Annotated in this window: 24 protein-coding genes and 1 other annotated feature; of the genes, 17 read left to right on the top strand and 7 right to left on the bottom strand. The window is 34.8% G+C overall.

The annotated features are described in order from the left end of the window. Positions 1-226 precede the first annotated feature (226 nt). From BAU28_RS03505 to BAU28_RS03490, 4 genes are all read right to left on the bottom strand, one after another. A complete protein-coding gene (locus BAU28_RS03505; protein WP_071717756.1) occupies positions 227-1,675 on the bottom strand; it encodes a sensor histidine kinase in 1,449 nt (482 codons plus the stop codon). Continuing rightward, entirely contained in the window at positions 1,653-2,318 is a 666-nt protein-coding gene (locus BAU28_RS03500; RefSeq protein WP_002174104.1) for a response regulator transcription factor, read from the bottom strand. The genes BAU28_RS03505 and BAU28_RS03500 overlap by 23 nt, the downstream gene beginning before the upstream one ends. Positions 2,319-2,682: 364 nt before the next feature. Then, positions 2,683-3,144, bottom strand: coding sequence for a L,D-transpeptidase (locus BAU28_RS03495; protein ID WP_071717755.1), 462 nt, complete (start codon positions 3,142-3,144; stop codon positions 2,683-2,685). A gap of 30 nt (positions 3,145-3,174) precedes the next feature. After that, complete coding sequence (locus BAU28_RS03490; RefSeq protein WP_071717754.1) at positions 3,175-3,618, bottom strand: DUF3978 family protein; 444 nt, start codon at positions 3,616-3,618, stop codon at positions 3,175-3,177. Positions 3,619-4,032: 414 nt separating this feature from the next. Between BAU28_RS03490 and BAU28_RS03485 the strand changes: the two genes are divergently transcribed. Further along, complete coding sequence (locus tag BAU28_RS03485) at positions 4,033-4,647, top strand: DedA family protein (protein WP_048375423.1); 615 nt, start codon at positions 4,033-4,035, stop codon at positions 4,645-4,647. 57 nt (positions 4,648-4,704) lie between these two features. Here BAU28_RS03485 and BAU28_RS03480 read toward each other — a convergent pair whose 3' ends face one another. Next, complete coding sequence (locus BAU28_RS03480) at positions 4,705-5,487, bottom strand: PPC domain-containing protein (protein ID WP_071717753.1); 783 nt, start codon at positions 5,485-5,487, stop codon at positions 4,705-4,707. Positions 5,488-5,630: 143 nt separating this feature from the next. Here BAU28_RS03480 and BAU28_RS03475 point away from each other — a divergent pair, with 143 nt between their 5' ends. From BAU28_RS03475 to BAU28_RS30835, 9 genes are all read left to right on the top strand, one after another. Next, the gene (locus BAU28_RS03475; RefSeq protein WP_071717752.1) at positions 5,631-5,852 is read left to right on the top strand and encodes a helix-turn-helix transcriptional regulator; all 222 of its coding nucleotides are present in this window, start codon (positions 5,631-5,633) and stop codon (positions 5,850-5,852) included. A gap of 19 nt (positions 5,853-5,871) precedes the next feature. Continuing rightward, positions 5,872-6,954, top strand: coding sequence for a M50 family metallopeptidase (locus tag BAU28_RS03470; RefSeq protein WP_083594520.1), 1,083 nt, complete (start codon positions 5,872-5,874; stop codon positions 6,952-6,954). 96 nt (positions 6,955-7,050) lie between these two features. Beyond that, entirely contained in the window at positions 7,051-7,191 is a 141-nt protein-coding gene (locus BAU28_RS03465) for a DUF3985 family protein (protein WP_000404783.1), read from the top strand. Positions 7,192-7,439: 248 nt separating this feature from the next. After that, positions 7,440-8,168 (top strand): ABC transporter ATP-binding protein, encoded by a 729-nt coding sequence (locus BAU28_RS03455; protein WP_071717750.1) that lies wholly within the window; start codon positions 7,440-7,442, stop codon positions 8,166-8,168. Beyond that, positions 8,165-8,983 (top strand): ABC-2 transporter permease, encoded by an 819-nt coding sequence (locus tag BAU28_RS03450; RefSeq protein ID WP_071717749.1) that lies wholly within the window; start codon positions 8,165-8,167, stop codon positions 8,981-8,983. The genes BAU28_RS03455 and BAU28_RS03450 overlap by 4 nt, the downstream gene beginning before the upstream one ends. 10 nt (positions 8,984-8,993) lie before the next feature. Beyond that, the gene (locus BAU28_RS03445) at positions 8,994-9,764 is read left to right on the top strand and encodes an ABC transporter permease (RefSeq protein WP_071717748.1); all 771 of its coding nucleotides are present in this window, start codon (positions 8,994-8,996) and stop codon (positions 9,762-9,764) included. Between the two features lie 12 nt (positions 9,765-9,776). Continuing rightward, positions 9,777-10,466, top strand: a complete 690-nt coding sequence (locus BAU28_RS03440; protein ID WP_048375409.1) for a response regulator transcription factor — start codon at positions 9,777-9,779, stop codon at positions 10,464-10,466. Continuing rightward, the gene (locus BAU28_RS03435; protein WP_244158064.1) at positions 10,466-11,473 is read left to right on the top strand and encodes a histidine kinase dimerization/phospho-acceptor domain-containing protein; all 1,008 of its coding nucleotides are present in this window, start codon (positions 10,466-10,468) and stop codon (positions 11,471-11,473) included. Before BAU28_RS03440 ends, BAU28_RS03435 begins: the two co-directional genes overlap by 1 nt. Before the next feature lie 9 nt (positions 11,474-11,482). Further along, positions 11,483-11,899 (top strand): sensor histidine kinase, encoded by a 417-nt coding sequence (locus tag BAU28_RS30835; RefSeq protein ID WP_338061963.1) that lies wholly within the window; start codon positions 11,483-11,485, stop codon positions 11,897-11,899. A gap of 106 nt (positions 11,900-12,005) precedes the next feature. Here BAU28_RS30835 and BAU28_RS03430 read toward each other — a convergent pair whose 3' ends face one another. Together BAU28_RS03430 and BAU28_RS03425 are read right to left on the bottom strand one after the other, a co-directional pair. Further along, on the bottom strand, positions 12,006-12,392 hold the full coding sequence (locus BAU28_RS03430; protein WP_002174092.1) for a DUF3938 domain-containing protein: 387 nt from the start codon (positions 12,390-12,392) through the stop codon (positions 12,006-12,008). A gap of 263 nt (positions 12,393-12,655) precedes the next feature. After that, a complete protein-coding gene (locus BAU28_RS03425; protein ID WP_048375405.1) occupies positions 12,656-13,549 on the bottom strand; it encodes a YitT family protein in 894 nt (297 codons plus the stop codon). Between the two features lie 276 nt (positions 13,550-13,825). On the opposite strand from BAU28_RS03425, the gene BAU28_RS03420 reads away from it, so the two are divergent. The 7 genes from BAU28_RS03420 to BAU28_RS03390 all read left to right on the top strand — a co-directional run. After that, positions 13,826-14,110 carry a hypothetical protein gene (locus BAU28_RS03420; RefSeq protein WP_025148284.1) on the top strand — a complete coding sequence of 95 codons (285 nt, stop codon included), beginning with the start codon at positions 13,826-13,828 and terminating at the stop codon, positions 14,108-14,110. A gap of 28 nt (positions 14,111-14,138) precedes the next feature. Continuing rightward, entirely contained in the window at positions 14,139-14,921 is a 783-nt protein-coding gene (locus BAU28_RS03415) for a membrane protein insertase YidC (RefSeq protein WP_071717747.1), read from the top strand. 129 nt (positions 14,922-15,050) lie between these two features. Further along, the gene (locus BAU28_RS03410; protein ID WP_071717746.1) at positions 15,051-16,016 is read left to right on the top strand and encodes a hypothetical protein; all 966 of its coding nucleotides are present in this window, start codon (positions 15,051-15,053) and stop codon (positions 16,014-16,016) included. A gap of 294 nt (positions 16,017-16,310) precedes the next feature. Further along, positions 16,311-16,547 (top strand) — a binding site (T-box leader). Between the two features lie 65 nt (positions 16,548-16,612). Further along, positions 16,613-17,926 carry an APC family permease gene (locus BAU28_RS03405; protein ID WP_071717745.1) on the top strand — a complete coding sequence of 438 codons (1,314 nt, stop codon included), beginning with the start codon at positions 16,613-16,615 and terminating at the stop codon, positions 17,924-17,926. A gap of 108 nt (positions 17,927-18,034) precedes the next feature. Continuing rightward, entirely contained in the window at positions 18,035-19,219 is a 1,185-nt protein-coding gene (locus tag BAU28_RS03400) for an MFS transporter (RefSeq protein WP_116500286.1), read from the top strand. Positions 19,220-19,299: 80 nt separating this feature from the next. Further along, the gene (locus BAU28_RS30320) at positions 19,300-19,464 is read left to right on the top strand and encodes a hypothetical protein (protein ID WP_071717743.1); all 165 of its coding nucleotides are present in this window, start codon (positions 19,300-19,302) and stop codon (positions 19,462-19,464) included. A gap of 297 nt (positions 19,465-19,761) precedes the next feature. Further along, positions 19,762-20,986 (top strand): SpaA isopeptide-forming pilin-related protein (locus tag BAU28_RS03390; protein WP_116500280.1); only part of this gene is annotated, 1,225 nt, incomplete at its 3' end.

Here is a 20,986-nt window from a genome sequence, read left to right as displayed (position 1 = left end):
TAGCCCACACCAATCGGGCGTTTACGAGCAGCCCGACTCCCACCTAACTTCTTTGCTCCAGCTGAATTTTGAGGTGGGAGTCTTACTGCCCGCAAATAGCGAGATAAGAAATAAAAAACGCCCGCTATCCAAATAAGGACAACGGGCGAACGAAACAGAGTAAGACACTCTACAAAATTCCGCCACTCATACGAAGTATGAGTTTGGGGTATGAAATTATAGTAGTTTACATTGCTTTTGGAAAAACAATCGAGCATTTTACACCTTGAGGTGTGTTTTGTATTCCATAAGGAAACTGATGTTTATCTAGTATTTGTTTTACAATATATAAGCCAAGACCGCTACCTTGTACTAAACCATTGTTTCCAGGGTTAGCACGATAGAAAGGCTCAAATAAATGAGCGAGTTTGTCTTCATCGATTTGTGAACCTGTATTTAACACTTCTAATGCGTAACCGTTTGGTTTTTCATACAGCTTTATATATACATGCTGATGATCGATTGTATAATGAATTGCATTTGAAATAATGTTAAAAATAGCAGTTTGAATAAACTGAGGATCAGCTAAAATTTGTACATCTTGTTTAATATTAGATTGAACTTTTAATTGCTTTACAGATATAAAGTAATCTACTTTTTTCATCACGTCCTCAATGATATTAGATAGTGAAATAACTTCTAAATTCGGTTTAAATTGAGGGTTTTGTATTTTGGATAATTCTGACATTTTTTCCGTTAATACGTTAATATCTTGCATCATCTCGTAGGATCGCTTTAAGTATTTGTCTCTATCTTTGTAAGCACCGATTCCGTGAATCATGCCATCTAGTTGTCCCATAACGGCTGCGATTGGTGTTTTTAATTCATGGGACACCATAGACATAAATTCTTTCCGAGATTGTTCTAATTGTTGTTCTTTCTTGAGTTCATTTCGTAAATCTTTATTTGTTTCATGTAAATTTTTCACAATATGTGGGACCTGTGAAGCGGCTACTTGCAAATTAAAATCTGTTTGATCCGCATTTTTGTTAAGTGATTGTTTATCTGAAAAGTCCAGCTTCATAATGTCCTTTAAAGTATCACTCATATATTGGAAAGGTTTGGCAATTAATTTTGCGTAAACTAAAGAACCGAGTAAAGATAATGCAAGCATTGTTGCACCAATATGCGGAGCTAATTGGTGCAGAGCATCTGCTAAACTTGGATTATCTTGCGATTCACTTGTTTTATTCGTTGCATTTTGCGTATGTAAGACATTATTGCTAGCGGCGTTTTTTTCAAGCCCAGTAGGTGAATCCGTTTTGTTACTTTCCCCCGAAATATTTTGCGTATTTTCTTTCGCGTTTGCTTTTGCAGTTTGGCTAGGCTGCAAAATATGATTGATGGCTGTAGAGAGTGTTTTAATATCTATACTAGAAGGCTGAAAATTCGAGATGCTACTCTCTGATACAGCTTTATTTTGTTCCTTTTTACTTTGATCGTTTTTCTTATCTGACTCCGCATGTTCTACATTTTGTGTTTCAGGATTTTTCGTATAATGCCCTTTATCGTAGTTTAAGGCTAAAAAATAAATAATTTGATAAAGGCAAAGTGATAAAAGGATACAAAACAATAAGGTTTTGATGAAAATATTTTTGGTGATGTTGTCTTTGCTACGCTTCGATTTTGTAGCCAATGCCTTTCACCGTTTTAATATAATTAATTCCTAATTTTTTTCTTAAGTTTTTAATATGTGTATCTATTACTCTTACATCACCATAATGTTCATAGCCCCATACCTTATTCAACAAATCACTTCTTGATAATACTTTTCCACGATTTTGTAGCAAAGTATATATAATTTCAAATTCTTTTGTTGTTAATTCAATTTGATTACCATGAACATAAGCTGCGTATGCTGTAGAATTTAACATCAATTCATGGAATTGTAGTATAGTTGCGGTTTCAGCTTCCTTCGTTGTTGTCCTTCTTAATACAGCTTCTACTCGTTTAATAAATACCGCGTAATGGAACGGTTTCGTAATATAGTCATCAATACCTAATTCAAATCCTTTAATTTCACTTTCTTCATTATGTAAGCCTGTTAACATAATGATTGGTACATCAGATTGTCCTCGCATAATTTTACAAATACTATAGCCATCTATATCTGGTAACATTACATCGAGGAGGACAAGATCGTATGAGTTTTTTTGGAAAAGAAGAATGCCTTCTGTTCCAGCACCAACTACATCAACAGTAAAGTTTTGTGCCATTAGAAATTCACGAATAAGTTCTTGTATATCTGGGTTGTCTTCAATCACCAGTATATGCGTCATAGTAACACCTCCTAAATAACGCTTTTTACTGCAATATTCGAATTCATCATTTTTCGGATGACTCAGATTGTTTATACATATAATAAGCCCCCGCTATAAAATAATCATGAAAGTAGCAAGGGGAATTGTTTAGTGTCACTGAATAGTTCAGAATTACAGCAATTCTATTATAGTATGTATTGTAAAATTTATAAAATATTATAACTGTATAATTTTAATATCTATGTTTATCAATGTTTCGATGATGTTTAACACAATATATTTTCATTATATATGTAAATACAGTTGTTTTGCTACTGTAAATGAATAAATAAAATAAGCCAAGACATAAAATTCTTGGCTACACGTAAATCTTGTTCTTAGGTTAGTTTACAGTGACAGTAGCTTGTTCATGAATACGCTCAAATAACCAGCGTACATCATTGTTATACATACGAATACAACCAAGTGTTGTTGCTTTTCCAATTGCTTGATTATTGTTAGTTCCATGAATCGCATAAGTTGTTCCGTAAGTTCCTGCCATATTTAATCCGAGCCAACGGTCACCAAGGGGATTACGCGGATCGCCACCTTTAATTTTCCCTGTATAATAAGGACGGTTTTTAATTTTATTTACGATTTGAAAAGTACCTTTAGGTGTAGGTGTTGCTGCTTTTCCAGTAGCGACAGTGAAACTTTTTATGAATTTTCCATCTTGATAATAATCCATTTTATTTATCTGCGTGTTTACGATAAGCTGATCTTTCGTTGTAGCTGCCTCTGCAGTAGTGAATGGAAGAGTTAAAAATCCTAATGATAATAGCGCACTTAATAATAGTTTTTTCATTATATTCTCCTTTTTCTTATTGTAATAGTCTTACATACAATGGATTTGTAACCCTCGTAATGCTTGATTGATATTTTCATCTAATGCCTCAAAGAAGGCAGTAATCTTTGTATTGTGTTTGTTGTTTTTATCAATAAGTAATCTTTCATTTAATAAAAGCTCACCGTGTAGTCCAAAACTTTGAACTTGAATATTTAGTTCATCTTCAGTTTCAGAAATAATCGGTAAGAAATAGTGAAAAGCTTTCGTTGGAATGATGTAACTTTTGCCAATCATGCTTTCTTGCTTGGAATTGATCCATTTTCTCGTGACGATCTTAATATTCTTTTTTGAAACGATAAAAGACAGCGTTGTAGATTTTGTTAAACTTACGTCAAACTCATTTGTTTCACATATGTGTAAATTAAAAACGGTTTCATTTTGATGAGATTCAACATTTGTATTAATAAAATCATGCACTTTATAAGCTTCCATTTCTTATTCACCCTTTTTTCAATTTCGAAAAGCGACTTATATTTATTCAATTTAATGTTTAGTCATATATTGGTTAAATTTTTCAACAAATTCCGATATAATCTTACAATACGTATATGAAGCTAATATGAAGTTTGTATGAGTTTGTGATGGTTTTTTATAGAGAACAAAATAAGGTGATTTTCGAGTGTTAAAAACTGGATAAAAATTGTATATTAATGGATTTTCTCCGTACGATAGATAGTTGTTAGCTTGTTTTAAAATGATAATGAATATAAGCAAATAGAGAACAGGAAATTTTAGTGTTAGCCTTACAAAAATGTAATAAAAATGTAAGCTATTGTGATAGTTATTTCGACAATTTTTTTATACAATAATAGTAAGAAATTGCACGTGATTGGAAGGAGAGATGACATGGAATGGGTTCATGAATTATTTCAGCAATACGGGTATTATGTAGTACTTGTAGGCTTGCTGTTAGAATATATTGCGCTTCCTTTTCCGGGAGAGCCAACATTAGCATATGCGGGATTTTTAGCACAGAAGGGTGATTTAAGTTTACCGATTTTAATTATCCTATCCTTTATTGGGACAAGTGTAGGAATGACAATTCAATACTTTTTAGGAAATAAATTAGGTATGCCTTTCGTTCAAAAATATGGGAAATACGTATTTTTAACACAAAGAAAAATTGATTTAACGAGAATGTGGTTTGATAAGTATGGATATTTTCTTATCTTTATCGGCTTCTTCATTCCAGGCGTACGCCACTTTACAGGATACTTCGCAGGAATTATTAACCTACCATTCCGGCGCTTTGCAATCACAATTTATTCCGGTGCTTTATTCTGGGTATCATTCTTCTTAATCGGTGGCTACTGGCTAGGTGGTAACTTACATGATATTTTCGGAGCACTGGAAGAACATATCGGCAAAATCATCTTTGGAGTAGTTGTTATTATAGCAATCACGCTAGGCGTTCGTTTCCGCAAACAGCTAAAACGAGTATTCGTACAAAACGCAAGTTAATATGGAATCCATTCTATGTCAGAATTTAGGAAGGCAGTGCTTTTGGGCACTGCCTTTTTATTTTATGTTCCAATCTACTTTCAACTTTCCTTTTAACTTATTTCCACTAACTATAATGTAATAAGTTCCTGTTTTAATTGCCGCGAATTGGTACGTATTAGGACCGTTTGAAGCTAAATAGTTTTCTTCCTCTTGAAATTCACTAGACATTTTTATGTCTCCCATGTAGGCATTCGGATTTTCAGATGGTGATTCAATGGTAAATTCTAATATGTCACCCCGTTTTAGTTCAATTGGGATTTTATGTTTACCACTGAAATGTTGAAAAGATGCTTCGAAAGAGTTTTGGGTTCTTTTCTCGGTCCATTGCTCCTTCTGTGTGACATCAACGAAGTTAATAGTGATGAGTGTAATCAAGATAACAATAGGAATGATATATCCAATCCATATAAATTTTTTCGTTATAAGTGTGCATAGATAGAAAAAAACAGAAAAAATTGCTCCGATAGATCCTGCAAAAAGTACAAAGAGAAAATTTGTTTCTTTAAAAATTAGGAATGGAAGAAAGAATAAATAACCGCAAAGAATGTAAAGACATACTTTTTTTAAGGTGCTATGATTTTTAAATTTTACTTTATCAATGAAAACGGAACAAAGGATTGCATAAGAAACAATAACAAGTGTAGGTAAAGTAAAGAGTAGTTCATGTAATCCGGTCAAAAATTTATATCTTGTTAGCCCGCTACCGCCGGAGAGTGTGAGACTAGTAAGTAATAAAGATAATAAGCAAGCTGCTGTAAGTTTAGTGAGAATATAAGAAAAGATAGATGTTTTATTCATATGTCACCTCGCATGTTTAATATTCCATGTTCATTATATAGGGTATGGATGTAATAATATAGAAGTTGCTTTGTCAATTATAATTGAAGAAAATAAGGATATTATTTACAATTTTAATTGGATAAATGAAAAAGAGGTAAGACATGAAGCTTCGAAATCGAGTGAGGGAATTTCGAGCAAAGCATCGTTTATCACAAGGGGATTTAGGGGAAGCGATTGGCTCATCACGGCAAACCATTAGTTTAATTGAGCGCGGAGATTATGCGCCATCTATTGTGTTATCGCTAAAAATCGCACAGATTTTTAGGGCGCCGGTAGAGGAGATATTTACATTAGTGGAGGGGGAAGATGGAGATGGAGAGTAAAGCGAAGGGGAGAAAAACGTTGGACATTTTAAGAAGACCTGCCTTTTCAATGTTTGTTGCCCTTGTTTGCTCCGTTTTATATGGAGTTATTCGAATAGAAAAAGTACAGCAAGTCATTGAAATATGGACGTTTTTTGGAATTGCATTGTTAGTGTTAGCTATCCATGAATTAGGGCATGTAATATTTGGTTTGATAGGTGGTTTGGAATTTAAATTTATGACAGTAGGCCCCATTACTGTCCAAAAAGAAACGGGAAAAATACGAATTAGAGAAAATAAAATGTGGATGTATGTTGGAGGCGTTGCAATGCTGGTGCCGCCTTCTCCATACACACCGAACCTTTCAAGAAAATGGGCATGGATGACTTTAAGTGGACCATTAACGAGTTTCGTATTCGGCATTGTATCAGGTTACATATATATGGTGAGTTATTACCACATGCTTTTATACTTTTCTGTGTTACACCTTGCAATCTTTGTCGTCACAGCAATTCCAATAAAGGGAACGCTATTAAGCGATGGCATGCAATTTCTCATTTTAATTAAAGATGATGAAAAGGCTAAGCAACATTTATATAACATTCAAGTATCGGGCGAGTTATTAAGCTATAAAAGGCCGAAAGATTGGGATGAGAGTTTAATAGAAATAAGCGAAGAAAAATTAAAAGAGGATAAAGATATAAGAGATATCATGAGTGGACTCATGCTCGTCTTTTTTGCTCGATCTGATCAAGAGGGAATGGAAAGAGCGATACCGTATTTAGAACAAATTGTTCAACTACCTGTAACGAAAGAAAATAAATATTTCGTTGGCAGTTTTCATAGTTGGTATCTTTTATATAGAGTACTTTATCAGAAGAAAAGCCTTTCTCTGCAAGAGGCGAAGGAACACGCAAAGGCAATTACAAAAATGGACTTATATGGATATTACCGTACACAAGTAATTCTTAAATATTTAGAGAATAATGTGGAAGCTTGCTGCATTTATATGAAAGAAGCGGATAAAGAATTGAAGAATAGTGAAAAGAGTGAAATGGGCTTTTGGCGACTAGAGCGAGAATGGTTCGAGCAGTTGAAGGAAAGGGTATCTTACGATGGATAAGGTATCCTCTTTTTTATATGTCATCTTATGCCGTTCCATAAAAAGTCTGAGGCGAGTAAAATGAGATAAGAAGAGCAAAGCTTGGAGGAAGTAAATATGGAAATTTTAACGATTATTTTGATAGTCTTGCTTATTTATGCTGTTTTTAAAGTAGCATATGTAGCATTAAAGATACTCGCGATCCTATTAGTTATCTTTTTAATCGTAGAGTTCGGCAGTAAGTTACTTGGGGGATAGGGTATGTTGTGCGTTTAAGATGTCGAAGAGTGTCGGTACATCGATATCCTGTATCGAAGCGTCGATATAATGAAAAAATCGTTGATATAAGTGGAGAAATGATCGATATATTTGAAAAATCGTTGATATATTTTAATAAATACTAAGTGGGGTATGTGGAAAAGAAGTTGCCGTGGGGTAACTTCTTTTTATTTGTTTATAAATTGTTTATTTTTACCTTCTATTCTTGTAGTAAGGAGGCGGTAAGGATGAAAAAAGCGGTTTTAGAAGTAAGAGATGTGACGAAGAGGGTTAAGGGAAGAACGTTGCTAAGTCATATGTCTTTTTCTATTTATAAAAATGAAATTTGTGGTTTTGTTGGTCCGAATGGTTCTGGGAAGACGACACTTATTCGGACGATTATGGGGCTGATTCGACCAAATGAAGGAGAGGTTTTCATTAATGGAATGAGCGTGCAAAAGAATCGGAAAGAGGCTCTTCAGTATGTAGGAGCAATTGTAGAGGCTCCAATTTTCTTTCCTTATATGTCGGGACGAAAAAATTTAAGGAATTTGGGAAGGATTACATTAAATGCGGGTGGAGAAGTTCTTGAAAAAAAAGTGCAGCAAGTGTTAGAAATCGTTGGTTTAGAAAATCGTGCGGACGATAAAGTTGGTACGTATTCGTTAGGGATGAAACAGCGTTTAGGGATTGCACAGGCACTTCTTGGGGAGCCAGATTTTATCATTTTGGATGAACCGTCTAATGGATTAGATCCAGTTGGAATTAAGCAACTTCGTAAAATTGTACTCGACTTACAGCGTGAGAAGGGAATTACTTTTTTTATTTCTAGTCATTTAATTCGTGAATTGGAACTTATGTGTGACTCGTGGGTCATGATTCGGGAAGGATCACTTATTTGGCGTGGAACGACAGAAGAGCTGCAAGGTGAAAATAAAGAGTTAGAGGATATTTTCGTGGAGATGATGAGTTCATGATGAGGCTAGTACGCTCTGAATGGGAGCGGCTTTGGGCGAAGAAAGTAACATGGCTTTGTTTTTTGATGATACCGGTAATGTTACTTGGGGCTGCGAAGTATTATTTGAAACATAATCAAGAGGTAGAAAGGATAGCGGTTGATTATACATATGCAAATTCATTCCCCGTACTTTCATTGTCTGAAATGCTTATGAGTATATGTAATCTCGTTTTACTCGTTTTGATTGTCCTTGTGTTTGCTCAAGAATATCATAGCGGTCAAATTCGGATGATAATCCAAAGGTCATACACGTATTCTGAGGTTCTTATTGCGAAAATAATTACGGTATTAACAGTAAGTTTGCTATTTATAGGTGCCTATTTTATTTGTAGTTATTGTATTGGCTACATTTTCTTTGAGCATGAACCGAGCATTCTTTTGTTTTATCATACGGAAAAAATGAATGCACTTGGCGTTTTCTTATACTGTATTTCTTATTATGGAATTGCTTATCTTACCTTAATAGCGATGGCTAGCATATTAATTATGCTATCGGTTATAAGTAAATCGACAACAAGTGCAACCCTTCTTGGGATGGGATTCATTATATTTTCTTTTGGATACCCAGCGATGGCGTTAGTGATAGGGAAATCACCGGCTTTTCTTTATATTAATTATTCTTCTTTAATTAAATTACAACATGAAGGAATTGCTATATCTTTATCTGGTAGTTCACGAATGATCTTTTTTGGATCTGTAATTTTACTTATATACATTGTTGTTTGTAACACTGTAACAGTTTATTGGATAGGAAAAAAAGATAATTTTGTGTGAGGTGTGAAGAATGGGACAAATACTTATAAGTGAATTTGAACGGATTTTTGATAGGAAGAAGACGAAAGTATTAATTGTTATTTTTGGCCTGCTACTTATTTTGCACAGTGTATGGGTTCATACTTTTGGAGTTGCTATTTACGATACAAAAGGGACGGAAGCAATCTTAAGTAATTTGAACTTTCCTGTCGCAGTTACAAGAGAATGGTATTTTACTCTATTCTTATTAATTTTTCCGATTTTATTTATTGATAGCTTTAATAGTGAAATTTCATCTGGCGCATATCGTCTTATCATGATCCGTCCGGTAAGTAGATGGGAATTATTATTGGCAAAATGGATTACTCAAATGAGTATCGTAAGTTTGTTTTTGTTAATAGCATTTATAGAGAGTTATGTATATGGAACATTTTTTATAAGGCATGCAGAGGAGACATTCTTTTTGGATAAACAAGTCATTTATGGGACAGGTGCCTCTATTTTATATACTCTAAAATATTATTTAATATTATGGTTTATCGCAAGTGCTTTATTAATGTTGAGTAGCTTTGTAAGTCTTTGGTTTCAAAACGCTATTATTACGTATTTTGTGATAGTTGGTTTACTAGTAGCTGGTTTGTATGTGAATGAAGAAATAAGTTATTTTGTAATTGGAAGCGAATCAATTCTAAGAATATTAAGTGAGGGGAAAGTAACATTTTACCTAATAAATGGTACAATTTTAGGAGGATGTGCAATAGCAGCTATGTTTAGCTGGCGTAAAAAAGATGTATTTAATTAGGAGGGAATTACCGTGGCGGGCAAAGTATTACTTGTAGATGATGAACCGGATATTCTTACATTTATTAAAGATAGTCTTGTCATGGAAGGGTATGAAGTAAGAAGTGCATTAAGTGGTGAAGAGGCTTTGGAAAAATTGGATAGTAGCGTGGATCTCATTATTTTAGATGTTATGTTGCCGGATATGAATGGATTTAAAGTGTGCGAGAAGATGAGAGAGTTCTATACATGCCCTATATTATTTTTAAGTGCAGATAGTAGTGAGCAGTCTCGTATAGAAGGTTTATTGATTGGTGGAGACGATTATATTAATAAGCCGTTTAGTTTAAAAGAGTTGAAAGCGAGAATTGTTGCCAATTTACGCCGTACGACAGAATTGAAAATGATGGGGCAAAAGAATTTTCTGCGTTATGGCGATTTAGTAATAGATTTGCAGAGTTATGAAATAATATTAGGCAAAGAAAAAATTCACTTTACAAAAAAGGAGTATGAAGTCGTGAAAATGTTAGCACTTCATACCGGCCAAGTTTTGACGAAAGAGCAGCTGTTTGAAAAGATTTGGGGATATGATAGTGAAAGTGATGTTTCTACTGTAGTTGAGCATATCAAGAAAATTAGAACAAAGCTTGGTGTATATGACAGAGAATATACATATATTCAAACTGTATGGGGAATCGGATATAAGTGGAGTGTACAGAATTGATGCAAAGGCTACGAATTAAACAACAGCTAGTAATTGGTTTTTTAATAGTTTTAATTGGTAGTTTAATACTGACAGTTTTAACGGCGGCTAGTGGTTGGTATTGGCTAACGAAGAGTGGGAAAGTATTTCCTGCAAATTATTATGAGCAGAAAATTCCTATGATAAAAGAATACGTAAAAGATAAAGGCACGCTATTGTTAAATGAGAAAGAGCGAAATGAATTAGAGAAAGTTGTCCCTAGAGAGGGCATTCAATATCAAATTGTTAATAGGCAAGGAGATATTTCTTATGGTACATATAAAACAAAATTGATAACAAATGAGAGACCGATTTTGAGTGTTATTAATACGAATATTCATGAGGAAGATGATGATAATGAAGTTACGACATATCTGCCTTTAGTGGATAAGGATGGAGAGCTACAGGGAGCAATAGGGCTTAATTATCATTTGACGCTGTCAACCGCCTCGTCGGTTGATTTCTTGTTGGTAATCTTATTTTTAGCCTCACCCTTTATATACATTACAATTTTATCCTACATCGTTTCAAACCGAATGGGGAAAAGAATAAAGAAACCACTCGCTGAATTATCAGAGGCTTCAAAAAGAATTCAAGAGCAGGATCTAGATTTTCATTTAGAATACAACGCACAAAATGAGATTGGTGAATTAGTCGGTTCATTTGAAGATATGCGTGCAGCATTAGCTACTAGTTTGTCACGGCAGTGGGAGTTAGAAGAAGAAAGAAGAGAATACATTAGAGCAATTTCTCACGATTTGAAAACGCCGCTAACGATTGTGCAAGGTCATACAGAAGGCTTGCAAAGTGGCTTATGGAAAAACGAAGACTTGTTGCATCGGTATTTACAAACGATTGAACGAAACACAAACAGAATGACAAAACTTCTTGAGGAGTTTCAAACAGTAAATGAGTTAGAAAGTTTCTCGTTTCAATTACGTTTAAATAAAGTGCATATAAATCCATTCTTTCTAAAAAAACTAGAATAATATGAATGTATAGCTAGGAAAAAAGAGATTGAGTGGGATGTTACCTTTGAAAATAATGAGGATATACAGAGTTTAGTATTTGACCAAGAGCGGATCAGTCAAGTAATGGATAATATCGTAATGAATTCAGTTCGGTTTACGCCGGTGTCAGGGAAGATGCTCGTTAAAGTATGTGCTTGGCATGACACAATAGATTTTCATGTATATGATTCAGGACCTGGTTTCCAAGAAGGAGATTTGAAAAAAGTATTGCAACGTTTTTATCAGGGAGATCAGTCACGCTCAGGAAGTAAGGAGCATTTTGGACTTGGTTTATATATTGCCAAGACAATTGTTGAGAAGCATGGCGGTAAAATACAGGTAGAAAATAGTAAGGTGCGAGGCGGGGCACATGTTTCGTTTCGAATTCCAAGCGGGGGTATATAGATAGGAGTTAAGCATCGATATAATGAAAAAATCGTTGATATATTTCGGTAAATACTAAGTGGGGTATGCAAACCAATCTAAAAAAGCTGGAAGAATATCTTCCAGCTTACGAGTTACTTTCAATTTGTTGACCATTTTCTTCTTCGTGGTCTTGTAATAGGTTGAATACGTCTGCTAGGCAGAATGCAATAAACCAAGTCCAAAGACCGTGGAAGAAAGCTGAGCTTAATTGAAGTGGTAATGTATAGTTTGTCATTGAGTAGGAAATACATCCGCCAACGATTCCGATCATTGTTAATAACATTGTTTTTTGAGCATTTTCTTCTGGATTGAAGAGGAAGAAAATGTATCCACCTAAAATTGAAGCGCTTACAAGTGTTTCGATTCCATTAAAGATGATATTCTCTCCAAGCTGAGTGTTTGTCCAGAAGCAGATTACGCCGCCGATGATGGCAAACAAGATAGCTATTGTATATCGTATATATTGATTCATATGTTCATCTCCCTATGTAATAAGATGATTTGGAAGTTAACAAGGTAGGTATAGTATATTGAAGTGAATTGTTAAAAGGATATTGAAGAGTAACTATGTTGATTTGTGTATACCTGGCTTCGCGTTTCTAAAGAGAAACTCCCAAAGTCTATACGTGCTTTTTTGTATTATAACATATTTGAGCGCATAATAATAGAATTATCTGATTTTGTAATAAGTGTAAAAAATAAAAAGCGCAAGGAATTGTAGTTCCTTGCGCCTTTTTATATACGTTTGAAACGTCCAACAATTTCAACGGTTTCAGTAATATTCATAAATGCTCGATTGTCTACTTGGCGAATGATACGTTTCATTTCGCCTAACTCGTAGCGAGTTACGACAGTGTAAATCATTTTTTTCTTATGGTTTGTATAGCCGCCGACAGCATCTACCATTGTTACGCCACGTATGCCGCGATGTAGTAGTGCGCTTTTTATTTCCTCGCCTTTTTCTGTAACTGTCATTATCGTTAATTTAATATGTTTCGTATGCACAGCATCAATTACTTTGCTGACTACAAACCGGCTAATTAACGTATAAAGTGTAATATCCCATCCGAAAATAAATCCTGCTGCAACAAGTAAAATTAAGTTGAATCCAAAGATGATTGCTCCAATTGAAACATCGCGATGTTTCGCTACAATCAATCCAACAACATCAAAACCACCTGTTGAAGAAGCAAATCGGAATATAATTCCTGAGGACGCGCCGCAGATGACACCACCGAATACAGAAGATAATAAAATATCGTCTGAAACTTGATGTACCGGGATAATATTCATCGCTAAAGATGATATAGCTACAAAGTATGCTGTTAAAAAGGTTGTCTTCTTTCCTAAGTAAAAGTAACTTAAAATAAGAAGAGGAATGTTTAGTAAAAAGATAAGTGCACCGATATTGTAGTGCATTAAATAACCGATAATCATCCCTACGCCAGCGAATCCACCGCTAATCATATTATGCGGGATAAAAAACATATTCATAGAAATTGCATACAAAATAGAAGCTATAAAAATAACAATCAACTGTATTATAAATTCTAGGTGAAATGTTTTAGCTGCTGGGAAGGATAAAAAGGCGGTGTCGGGAACGTAATCGGCGTCTCCTAGTTGACCCATAGTATGTTTCATCTCCATATTCATTTTTGATTACAAGAAGAGAATAAAGCTTTTTTCAAAAACTGGCAATAGTTTTATTATAATGCAAAAATTTTATAAATTTCTAACAAATTAAACCTATTCAAAGATGTGTGTGAATATACTAAAGAAAGCGAATACATTGATTTTCTAGCATAGTTTTTTTGAGAAAATATGCAAAATTCTTTTTTGAAAATAAAAGGAAATAGAGAATGTTTGTTGAATGTGCTAAAATGACTTTATTAAGGATGTGAAGCGATGGAATTTTTATTGCAGGATGCAATTCTATATATATCGTTTGTAACGACAGCGCTTTGTTTATTAGAAGTCTTTTTTCTTGCTAACGTTTCTCGTTTCGTACGCCAGCAAGCATCGAGTGGTAGACAGAGAGCTTTTAAACTAGTTGATACATGTGAAGAGGGTATAGGAAATGTACCGCTATTTTCTATTTTTTATAAATATGGAATGATTCGTTCTGTTCGCAGACAAGAATCGAGTGGAGAGAGTGACGAGGTAGGTCCGTATACACCAATGTTTCGCTAATTAATTACGAAACATTGGAGGAATGAACATGTTAAAATCATACCGAGCTGCGCTCATTAGTTTATCATTATTACTTGTTTTTGTTTTATCTGGCTGCAGTAATGCAGGCACAATTGATTCACATAGTACGGGGATTTGGAACCATTATTTTGTATATCCAATCTCGTTTATGATTCAATTTGTTGCTCATCATATACCTGGTGGAAGTTTCGGGATTGCTATCATTGTCATTACACTTGTTGTTCGTTCAGCAATGATTCCATTAGCTGTTTCGCAATATCGCAGTCAAGCGAAAATGAAAAAGATGCAACCTGAATTACAGAAGCTGAAAAAGAAACACGGTGATGTGAGTAAAGATCTTGAAAAACAAAAGCAGTATCAAAAAGAAATGTCAGAACTAATGAAATCAGGCGGTTGGAATCCGTTAGCTGGGTGCTGGCCAATCTTTATACAAATGCCAATTTTCTCTGCTTTGTATTATGCGATTAGCCGAACTGAAGAGATTCGTACATCTTCGTTTTTATGGGTGAACTTAGGACATGCAGATCCATATCATATATTACCGATTGTTGCAGCGTTCACAACATTTATCCAGATGAAGGTGTTTCAATCTAATATAACGCCTGGAGAGCAAGTACAAATGCTGAAAATACAGCAAATTATGATGCCGGCAATGATTTTATTTATGGGATTTGCGGCACCGTCAGGACTTGTGTTGTATTGGATTACAGGTAACTTATTTACAATGACACAAACAATTGTATTAAGAAAAGTAATGGAACGTGAAGAATTACAATTACAAAAAGCTTAGAAATACACCGCTCGTGATGAGCGGTGTATTTTTTTTAACTCGTTAAGGAAATTTTAAGAAATCAACATTACTATTGGCATTGTATACGAAAGTGTACATGCTTTAGAAATATGAAGGAGGAAATTTCCTATGAAGAAGAAAACAGTTGGGTATTTAGCAATTGCAGGTGCTCTATCATTTGGAATTATAGGAGGAGTTGGTGTACCGGCGTTTGCGGCAACTAATACCCCAGCAGCTGAGCAAGTTACAAAAGGAACTGCGAAGAAGAATTTAGATGAGGCAACGAAACAAAAAGTGAAAACAATTATGGATGATACAAAGAAACAATTAGAGGGACTAGGTGTGAAATTCCCAGAGAAGGATAAGCACAAGGACATGTTTGCGGGATTAGATGAAGCGACAAAAGCAAAATCAAAATCAATTTTAGAGCAAGAAAAATCCGGGAAACTAACTCGTGAACAGGCAAAAGAGGAATTGACAAAACTAGGTGTGAAATCCCCAGAAAAGGGTAATCACAAGGATATGTTTGCAGGATTAGATGAAGCAACAAAAGCAAAAGCGAAGTCGATTTTAGAACAAGAAAAATCCGGGAAACTAACTCGTGAACAGGCAAAAGAGGAATTGACAAAACTAGGTGTAAAATCCCCAGAAAAGGGTAATCACAAGGACATGTTTGCAGGATTAGATGAAGCAACAAAAGCAAAAGCGAAGTCAATTTTAGAACAAGAAAAATCCGGGAAACTAACTCGTGAACAGGCAAAAGAGGAATTGACAAAACTAGGTGTGAAATCCCCAGAAAAGGGTAATCACAAGGACATGTTTGCAGGATTAGATGAGGCGACAAAAGCAAAAGCGAAGTCAATTTTAGAGCAAGAAAAGTCCGGGAAATTAACTCGTGAGCAAGCGAAAGAGGAATTAACAAAATTAGGTGTGAAACTTCCTGAGAAAGAGAAGCATGAAGACATCTTTGCGAACTTAGATGCAGCAACAAAAGAAAAAGCGAAAGCGATTCTAGAAAATGAAAAGAAACAACTAGCGGCATTGAATGTTGATCTGCCACATCATAAGTTTTTTATGAAAAACGAAGATAAATAATTGAACTATGTTGTATCTTTCGTGTGGGCAACCGAAAGGTACATATGCGAGGGGGCTGTCTTTGGAACAGCCTCCTCTTATTATTGTCGTTTTTTGTTGGATAATCGATGTGTTTTGAAAATCGCCGATATATTTTTATGTACCATCTCATGTCGTTCATGGAAGAGGAGATTAGAGAAATGTAGTATCTTCTGTTATAATATAAGGAGAGAAATATTTCTTATGTTATATAAAATATATATTGATTTTTTCTAACAATTCAATATAATGAACAATAACTACAAAATTCGACATCAAGAAGTGATGATGAGGACATGATCAGTTTTTTACGATTCTCAGAGAGGGAAGCCTTTGGCTGTGAGCTTCCTAATACGGGGAAATTGATTACCACCTCTGAACTGCAGCAGTGAACGGATACCTAGTAATTGCTTGCCGGCAAAAACCGTTATTTAGACTTGAGAAATTGGTGAAGTGTGTAACTTTACGAATTGAAACAAGGGTGGAACCACGAATATAACACTCGTCCCTTTTTTAGGGAGGAGTGTTTTTTTATTTCATTTTTGCATCACACTAGAATTGGAAGGAGGATACGCAGCATGCATCATGATGAGAAAAATAAAATTGGTTTAACAGTAGCACTTTCTATCGTAGTAGGAACTATTATTGGGTCTGGTGTGTTTATGAAACCAGGGAGCGTATTAGATTACTCAGGGAGTTCTAATATGGCTATTCTTGCTTGGGTAATTGGTGGTTTGTTGACGTTAGCAAGTGGTTTAACAGTAGCCGAAATTGGAGCACAAATTCCGAAAAATGGTGGGTTGTATACGTATTTAGAGGAGATTTACGGAAGCTTTTGGGGTTATTTATCAGGTTGGATGCAAACGATTGTTTATGGACCAGCTATTATTGGAACATTAGGTTTGTACTTTAGTTCTTTAATGATTAATTTTTTCTATTTAGATAAAGTATGGAATTTACCAATCGCAATTGGAACAGTTGTGTTCCTAGGCGTTGTAAATAGTATGGGAACAAAATACGGAGGTATCGTTCAAACAATCACGACAATTGGGAAGATGATTCCGATTGTATTAATTGTTGTGTTAGGTTTTTGGAAAGGGAATAGTGATATCTTCAACGTAGTTGTACCGATATCAGAAAATCAAAGTATTGGGATGGCAATTTTAGCAACTTTATTTGCTTATGATGGCTGGATTTTACTTGCTTCTATTGGCGGAGAAATGAAGAATCCAACAAAGTTATTACCGAAAGCAATGACGGTTGGGATTTTAATTGTAACAGCTGCCTACGTATTAATTAACTTAGCGTTATTAAATGTATTACCAGCAGCGAAAATTGTAGACCTTGGAGAAAACGCAACAGCGACAGCTGCGGGCATGTTACTTGGAGAATATGGCGGGAAAATTATTAGTATCGGTATTATTATTTCTATTTTCGGTTGTTTAAATGGAAAGATTTTAACGTTCCCACGTATTCCGATGTCGATGGCAGAGCGTGGACAACTTCCATTTTCTAAGTTTATTGCAAAAGAAAATCCGAGATTCAAAACACCAGCAAATGCGATTACTGCTGAAATCATTTTAGGAATTATTTTAATGATTATTAGTGATCCGAATAAGCTATCTGAGATTTCCGTATTTATTATTTATATTTTCTATGTAATGACATTTATTGGTGTATTCATTTTACGAAAACGTAACAAGGATAAAGAGCGTGCATATAGTGTACCGCTATTCCCAATTGTACCGATCGTTGCGATTTTAGGTTCGCTCTTTGTAATTGGTAGTGCGATTATTAACGATCCGGTAAGTTGTTTCTTATCAATTGGAATTGTATTTACTGGACTGCCGGTGTATTGGTATTTAAATAAGAAGAAAGAAAGTGGAGTTTAATGATTGGAAGGCAGGCGTATAATACGCCTGCCTTTTTATTGTGAAAAAATTATACTTGCGTCCACTTTTCTTTTAGGTTACTATAGCGGTAGTAACCTAAAAGAAAGCGTGGGGAAAGACTTGAATTTTCGTGTATATATTTTAGCTATTGCGGCTTTCGTAGTCGGGACGGTTGAGCTAATTATAGGAGGAACGCTTGATTTAGTTGCCAATGATTTAGGTGTGTCGATTAGTGCAGCTGGTCAGCTTATTACAATATTTTCAGTAGTATTCGCTCTATCAGGGCCTGTTTTATTGGCATTAACAGGTAAGGTTGAAAGAAAAAAATTGTATGTTGTGGCATTATCAATTTTCTTAATTGGAAATATCGTTTCGGCATTTAGTGTGAATTACGGGATGTTAATGCTCTCGAGAGTAATTTGTGCAGCGAGTGGATCGCTTATTATTGCACTATCGGTAACACTTGCTTCTAGTGTAGTAGAACAGCATTTTCGTGCGCGTGCGATTGGAATCATTTTCATGGGGATTAGCGGATCACTCGTACTTGGAGTACCGCTCGGTCTTGTACTAGGAAATGCATATGGATGGCGTGCGCCATTTGTGCTAATTTCGATATTAACAGTTATGGCAATTGCTTGTATTTCGTTGTTCTTAACGAAAGTACCAGCGACATCAGTATTATCAATAAGAGAGCAAATTGCTACTTTAAAAGATAAAAAAATTGTAAGTGCACAGTTAACATCATTTTTATTTTTAACGGGGCATTTAACACTGTATGCATATTTAACACCGTTTTTAAAAGATGTCATGCATGTTGAAGCGAACTGGATTAGCGTGTTTTACTTTATTTTCGGAATCGCAGCAGTAATCGGCGGTGGCTTCGGTGGATGGCTTGCTGATAAATGGGGATCGAAGAAAAGTATTATTTCCATCATTATCGTATTTGCATGTGCAATCTTTATGTTGCCAATGATGACATTCTCATTCCCACTATTTATTATTATGATGGGAATTTGGAGTATGCTAAGCTGGGCGATTTCACCTGCACAGCAAAATTATTTAATTGAGATTGCGCCGGAATCAGCTGGTATTCAGCAAGGCTTAAATAACTCCGCACTTCACTTAGGTATTGCGCTCGGTTCAACAGTAGGCGGAGTTGTTATTGAGAAATCATCTGTTATAAATAATGCGTGGGTAGGCGGCGGTTTTATAATATTGGCACTGCTTTGTGCGATTTTCTCTATTACGAGAGGGCGTTCTACTCAGTTTGGGAAAGAAGAATCTATCGTTTGATAGGTTCTTTTTTTATTTATAAAAAATTGCAGGTTTTAGTGAATGAATGGAGAAGGGGGTATATAGCGAGGTGATAGAAAATGGCATATGATGTAGTTGGAGCTATATTGGCGCTACTACCGATATTTGTAGTCGTGTTTGTTTTTAGGTGGATCCGTTTCATCTATCAAAATTCAGAGAAACAAGTGGAGCAAAATGAGAAAATCATTGAGCTATTGACGGAGATAAAGGAGAAGAATAAGTAATAGTAGTTATTTTTAAAATGGTTATATAAAGATATAAAGGAATATAATTTTAGCAAATTTGAAAGGTACTTTTGAAAGTGCCTTTTTATTATGTTTAAAGGGTTGAGCACAAATTATCTTTATTTATCGATAGTAAAATGAAAATGAGAAATCCAAAACTCGTAGTTTATCTGTTTAATTTTCTCAACATTTCGACGATATGTTACAAAAAAACCACCTATTCTCTTTTTTTCACTATAAGTACAATGAAACAGTAAGATTGCTTCATGTAGAAATTTATATATGGTGGTGGAGAGAGTGGAACGAAAGATGGTAGGAAAATGGTTTAGTTTTTTAAGTGCTCTTATTATTTTGTTAGGAATTGGAATGCCACAAGTAAAGGCAGAAGTAATGAACAGAGAAACATATGAAATGGATTGGAGTTATAGTAAAGCAAAAGATCGTGAAATAAAGACGGAAATAATTAAAACTGCTTCGGGTAGTATTGCGTATTGTTTAACGCCTGATTTACGTTCTCCTAATGGAGATGATTTACCTGAGATGGGAAAAACATCGGATGCTGTATATCGTGTTTTACTTAATGGGTATCCTCAAAAAAGCCCATCTGAATTAGGTGTAGCTACAGTGGAAGAAGCACATTATGCTACACAATTAGCAGTATGGATTGCAGCGAATGAATTAACTGAAGAAGATTTAGTTGCAAAAAATAAACAAGTACATAATCTTATGAAGCGTTTAGTAGAGGCTTCGAAAAAAGAAACTGGATCACAAGATGTATTTTTTAAAGTTAATCCTATAGATCCACAAACTGCAATACAAAAAGGCGATTATTTAGAAACAGGGTTTTATGCAATTCAAACAAATGCAGTTTCTGGTTCCTATACAATTCTTCCTGAAAGTGCTCCTAAAGGCATTCGAATTGTAAATGAACAAGGAGAAGAGAAAAGTACACTATCAATTAACGAAAAATTCAAAATTATAATCCCGAAAGATACGATTAGTGGGAATTTTAAAATGAAAGTGAAATCTACTTTAACAAATTTACAGGCAATTGCTTTTAAAGGTTCGGGGAAAATTCAAAACACAACGATATTGCTACAAAGAAATAGTGAGAAAATCAGTACAGATTTAATCGTAAACTGGGAATCAGTAGGATCTTTAAAGATTATGAAATTAGGAGAACAGAAGGAAGTATTAAAAGGGGCTATCTTTGAAGTTTCTAATGAAACCTTTAAACAAAATGTTACTACAAATGATAAGGGGATTGCGGAGTTAGGGAATCTTCCAATCGGTATATATAACGTAAAAGAAATTCAAGCGCCAGCTGGATATGTGTTAGACAGCAATGTTAAAAAAATTGAAGTGAAAACGGGTGAAACTGCTGTATTAGAGTTAAAAAATGAAAATGTAAAAGGTGAACTAGAAATAACAAAAGTAGATGTAGCAGATGGAAATACGAAACTGCCAAATGCAGAGTTTACAATTTATAACGAACAAGGAAAAGAAGTAGCAAAAGGAAAAA

Source organism: Bacillus paramycoides, from assembly GCF_001884235.1.
Taxonomy (GTDB): Bacteria; Bacillota; Bacilli; order Bacillales; family Bacillaceae_G; genus Bacillus_A; species Bacillus_A paramycoides.
Note: the sequence above shows the minus strand (reverse complement) of the source record. Positions and strands in the feature narration are given on the sequence as shown.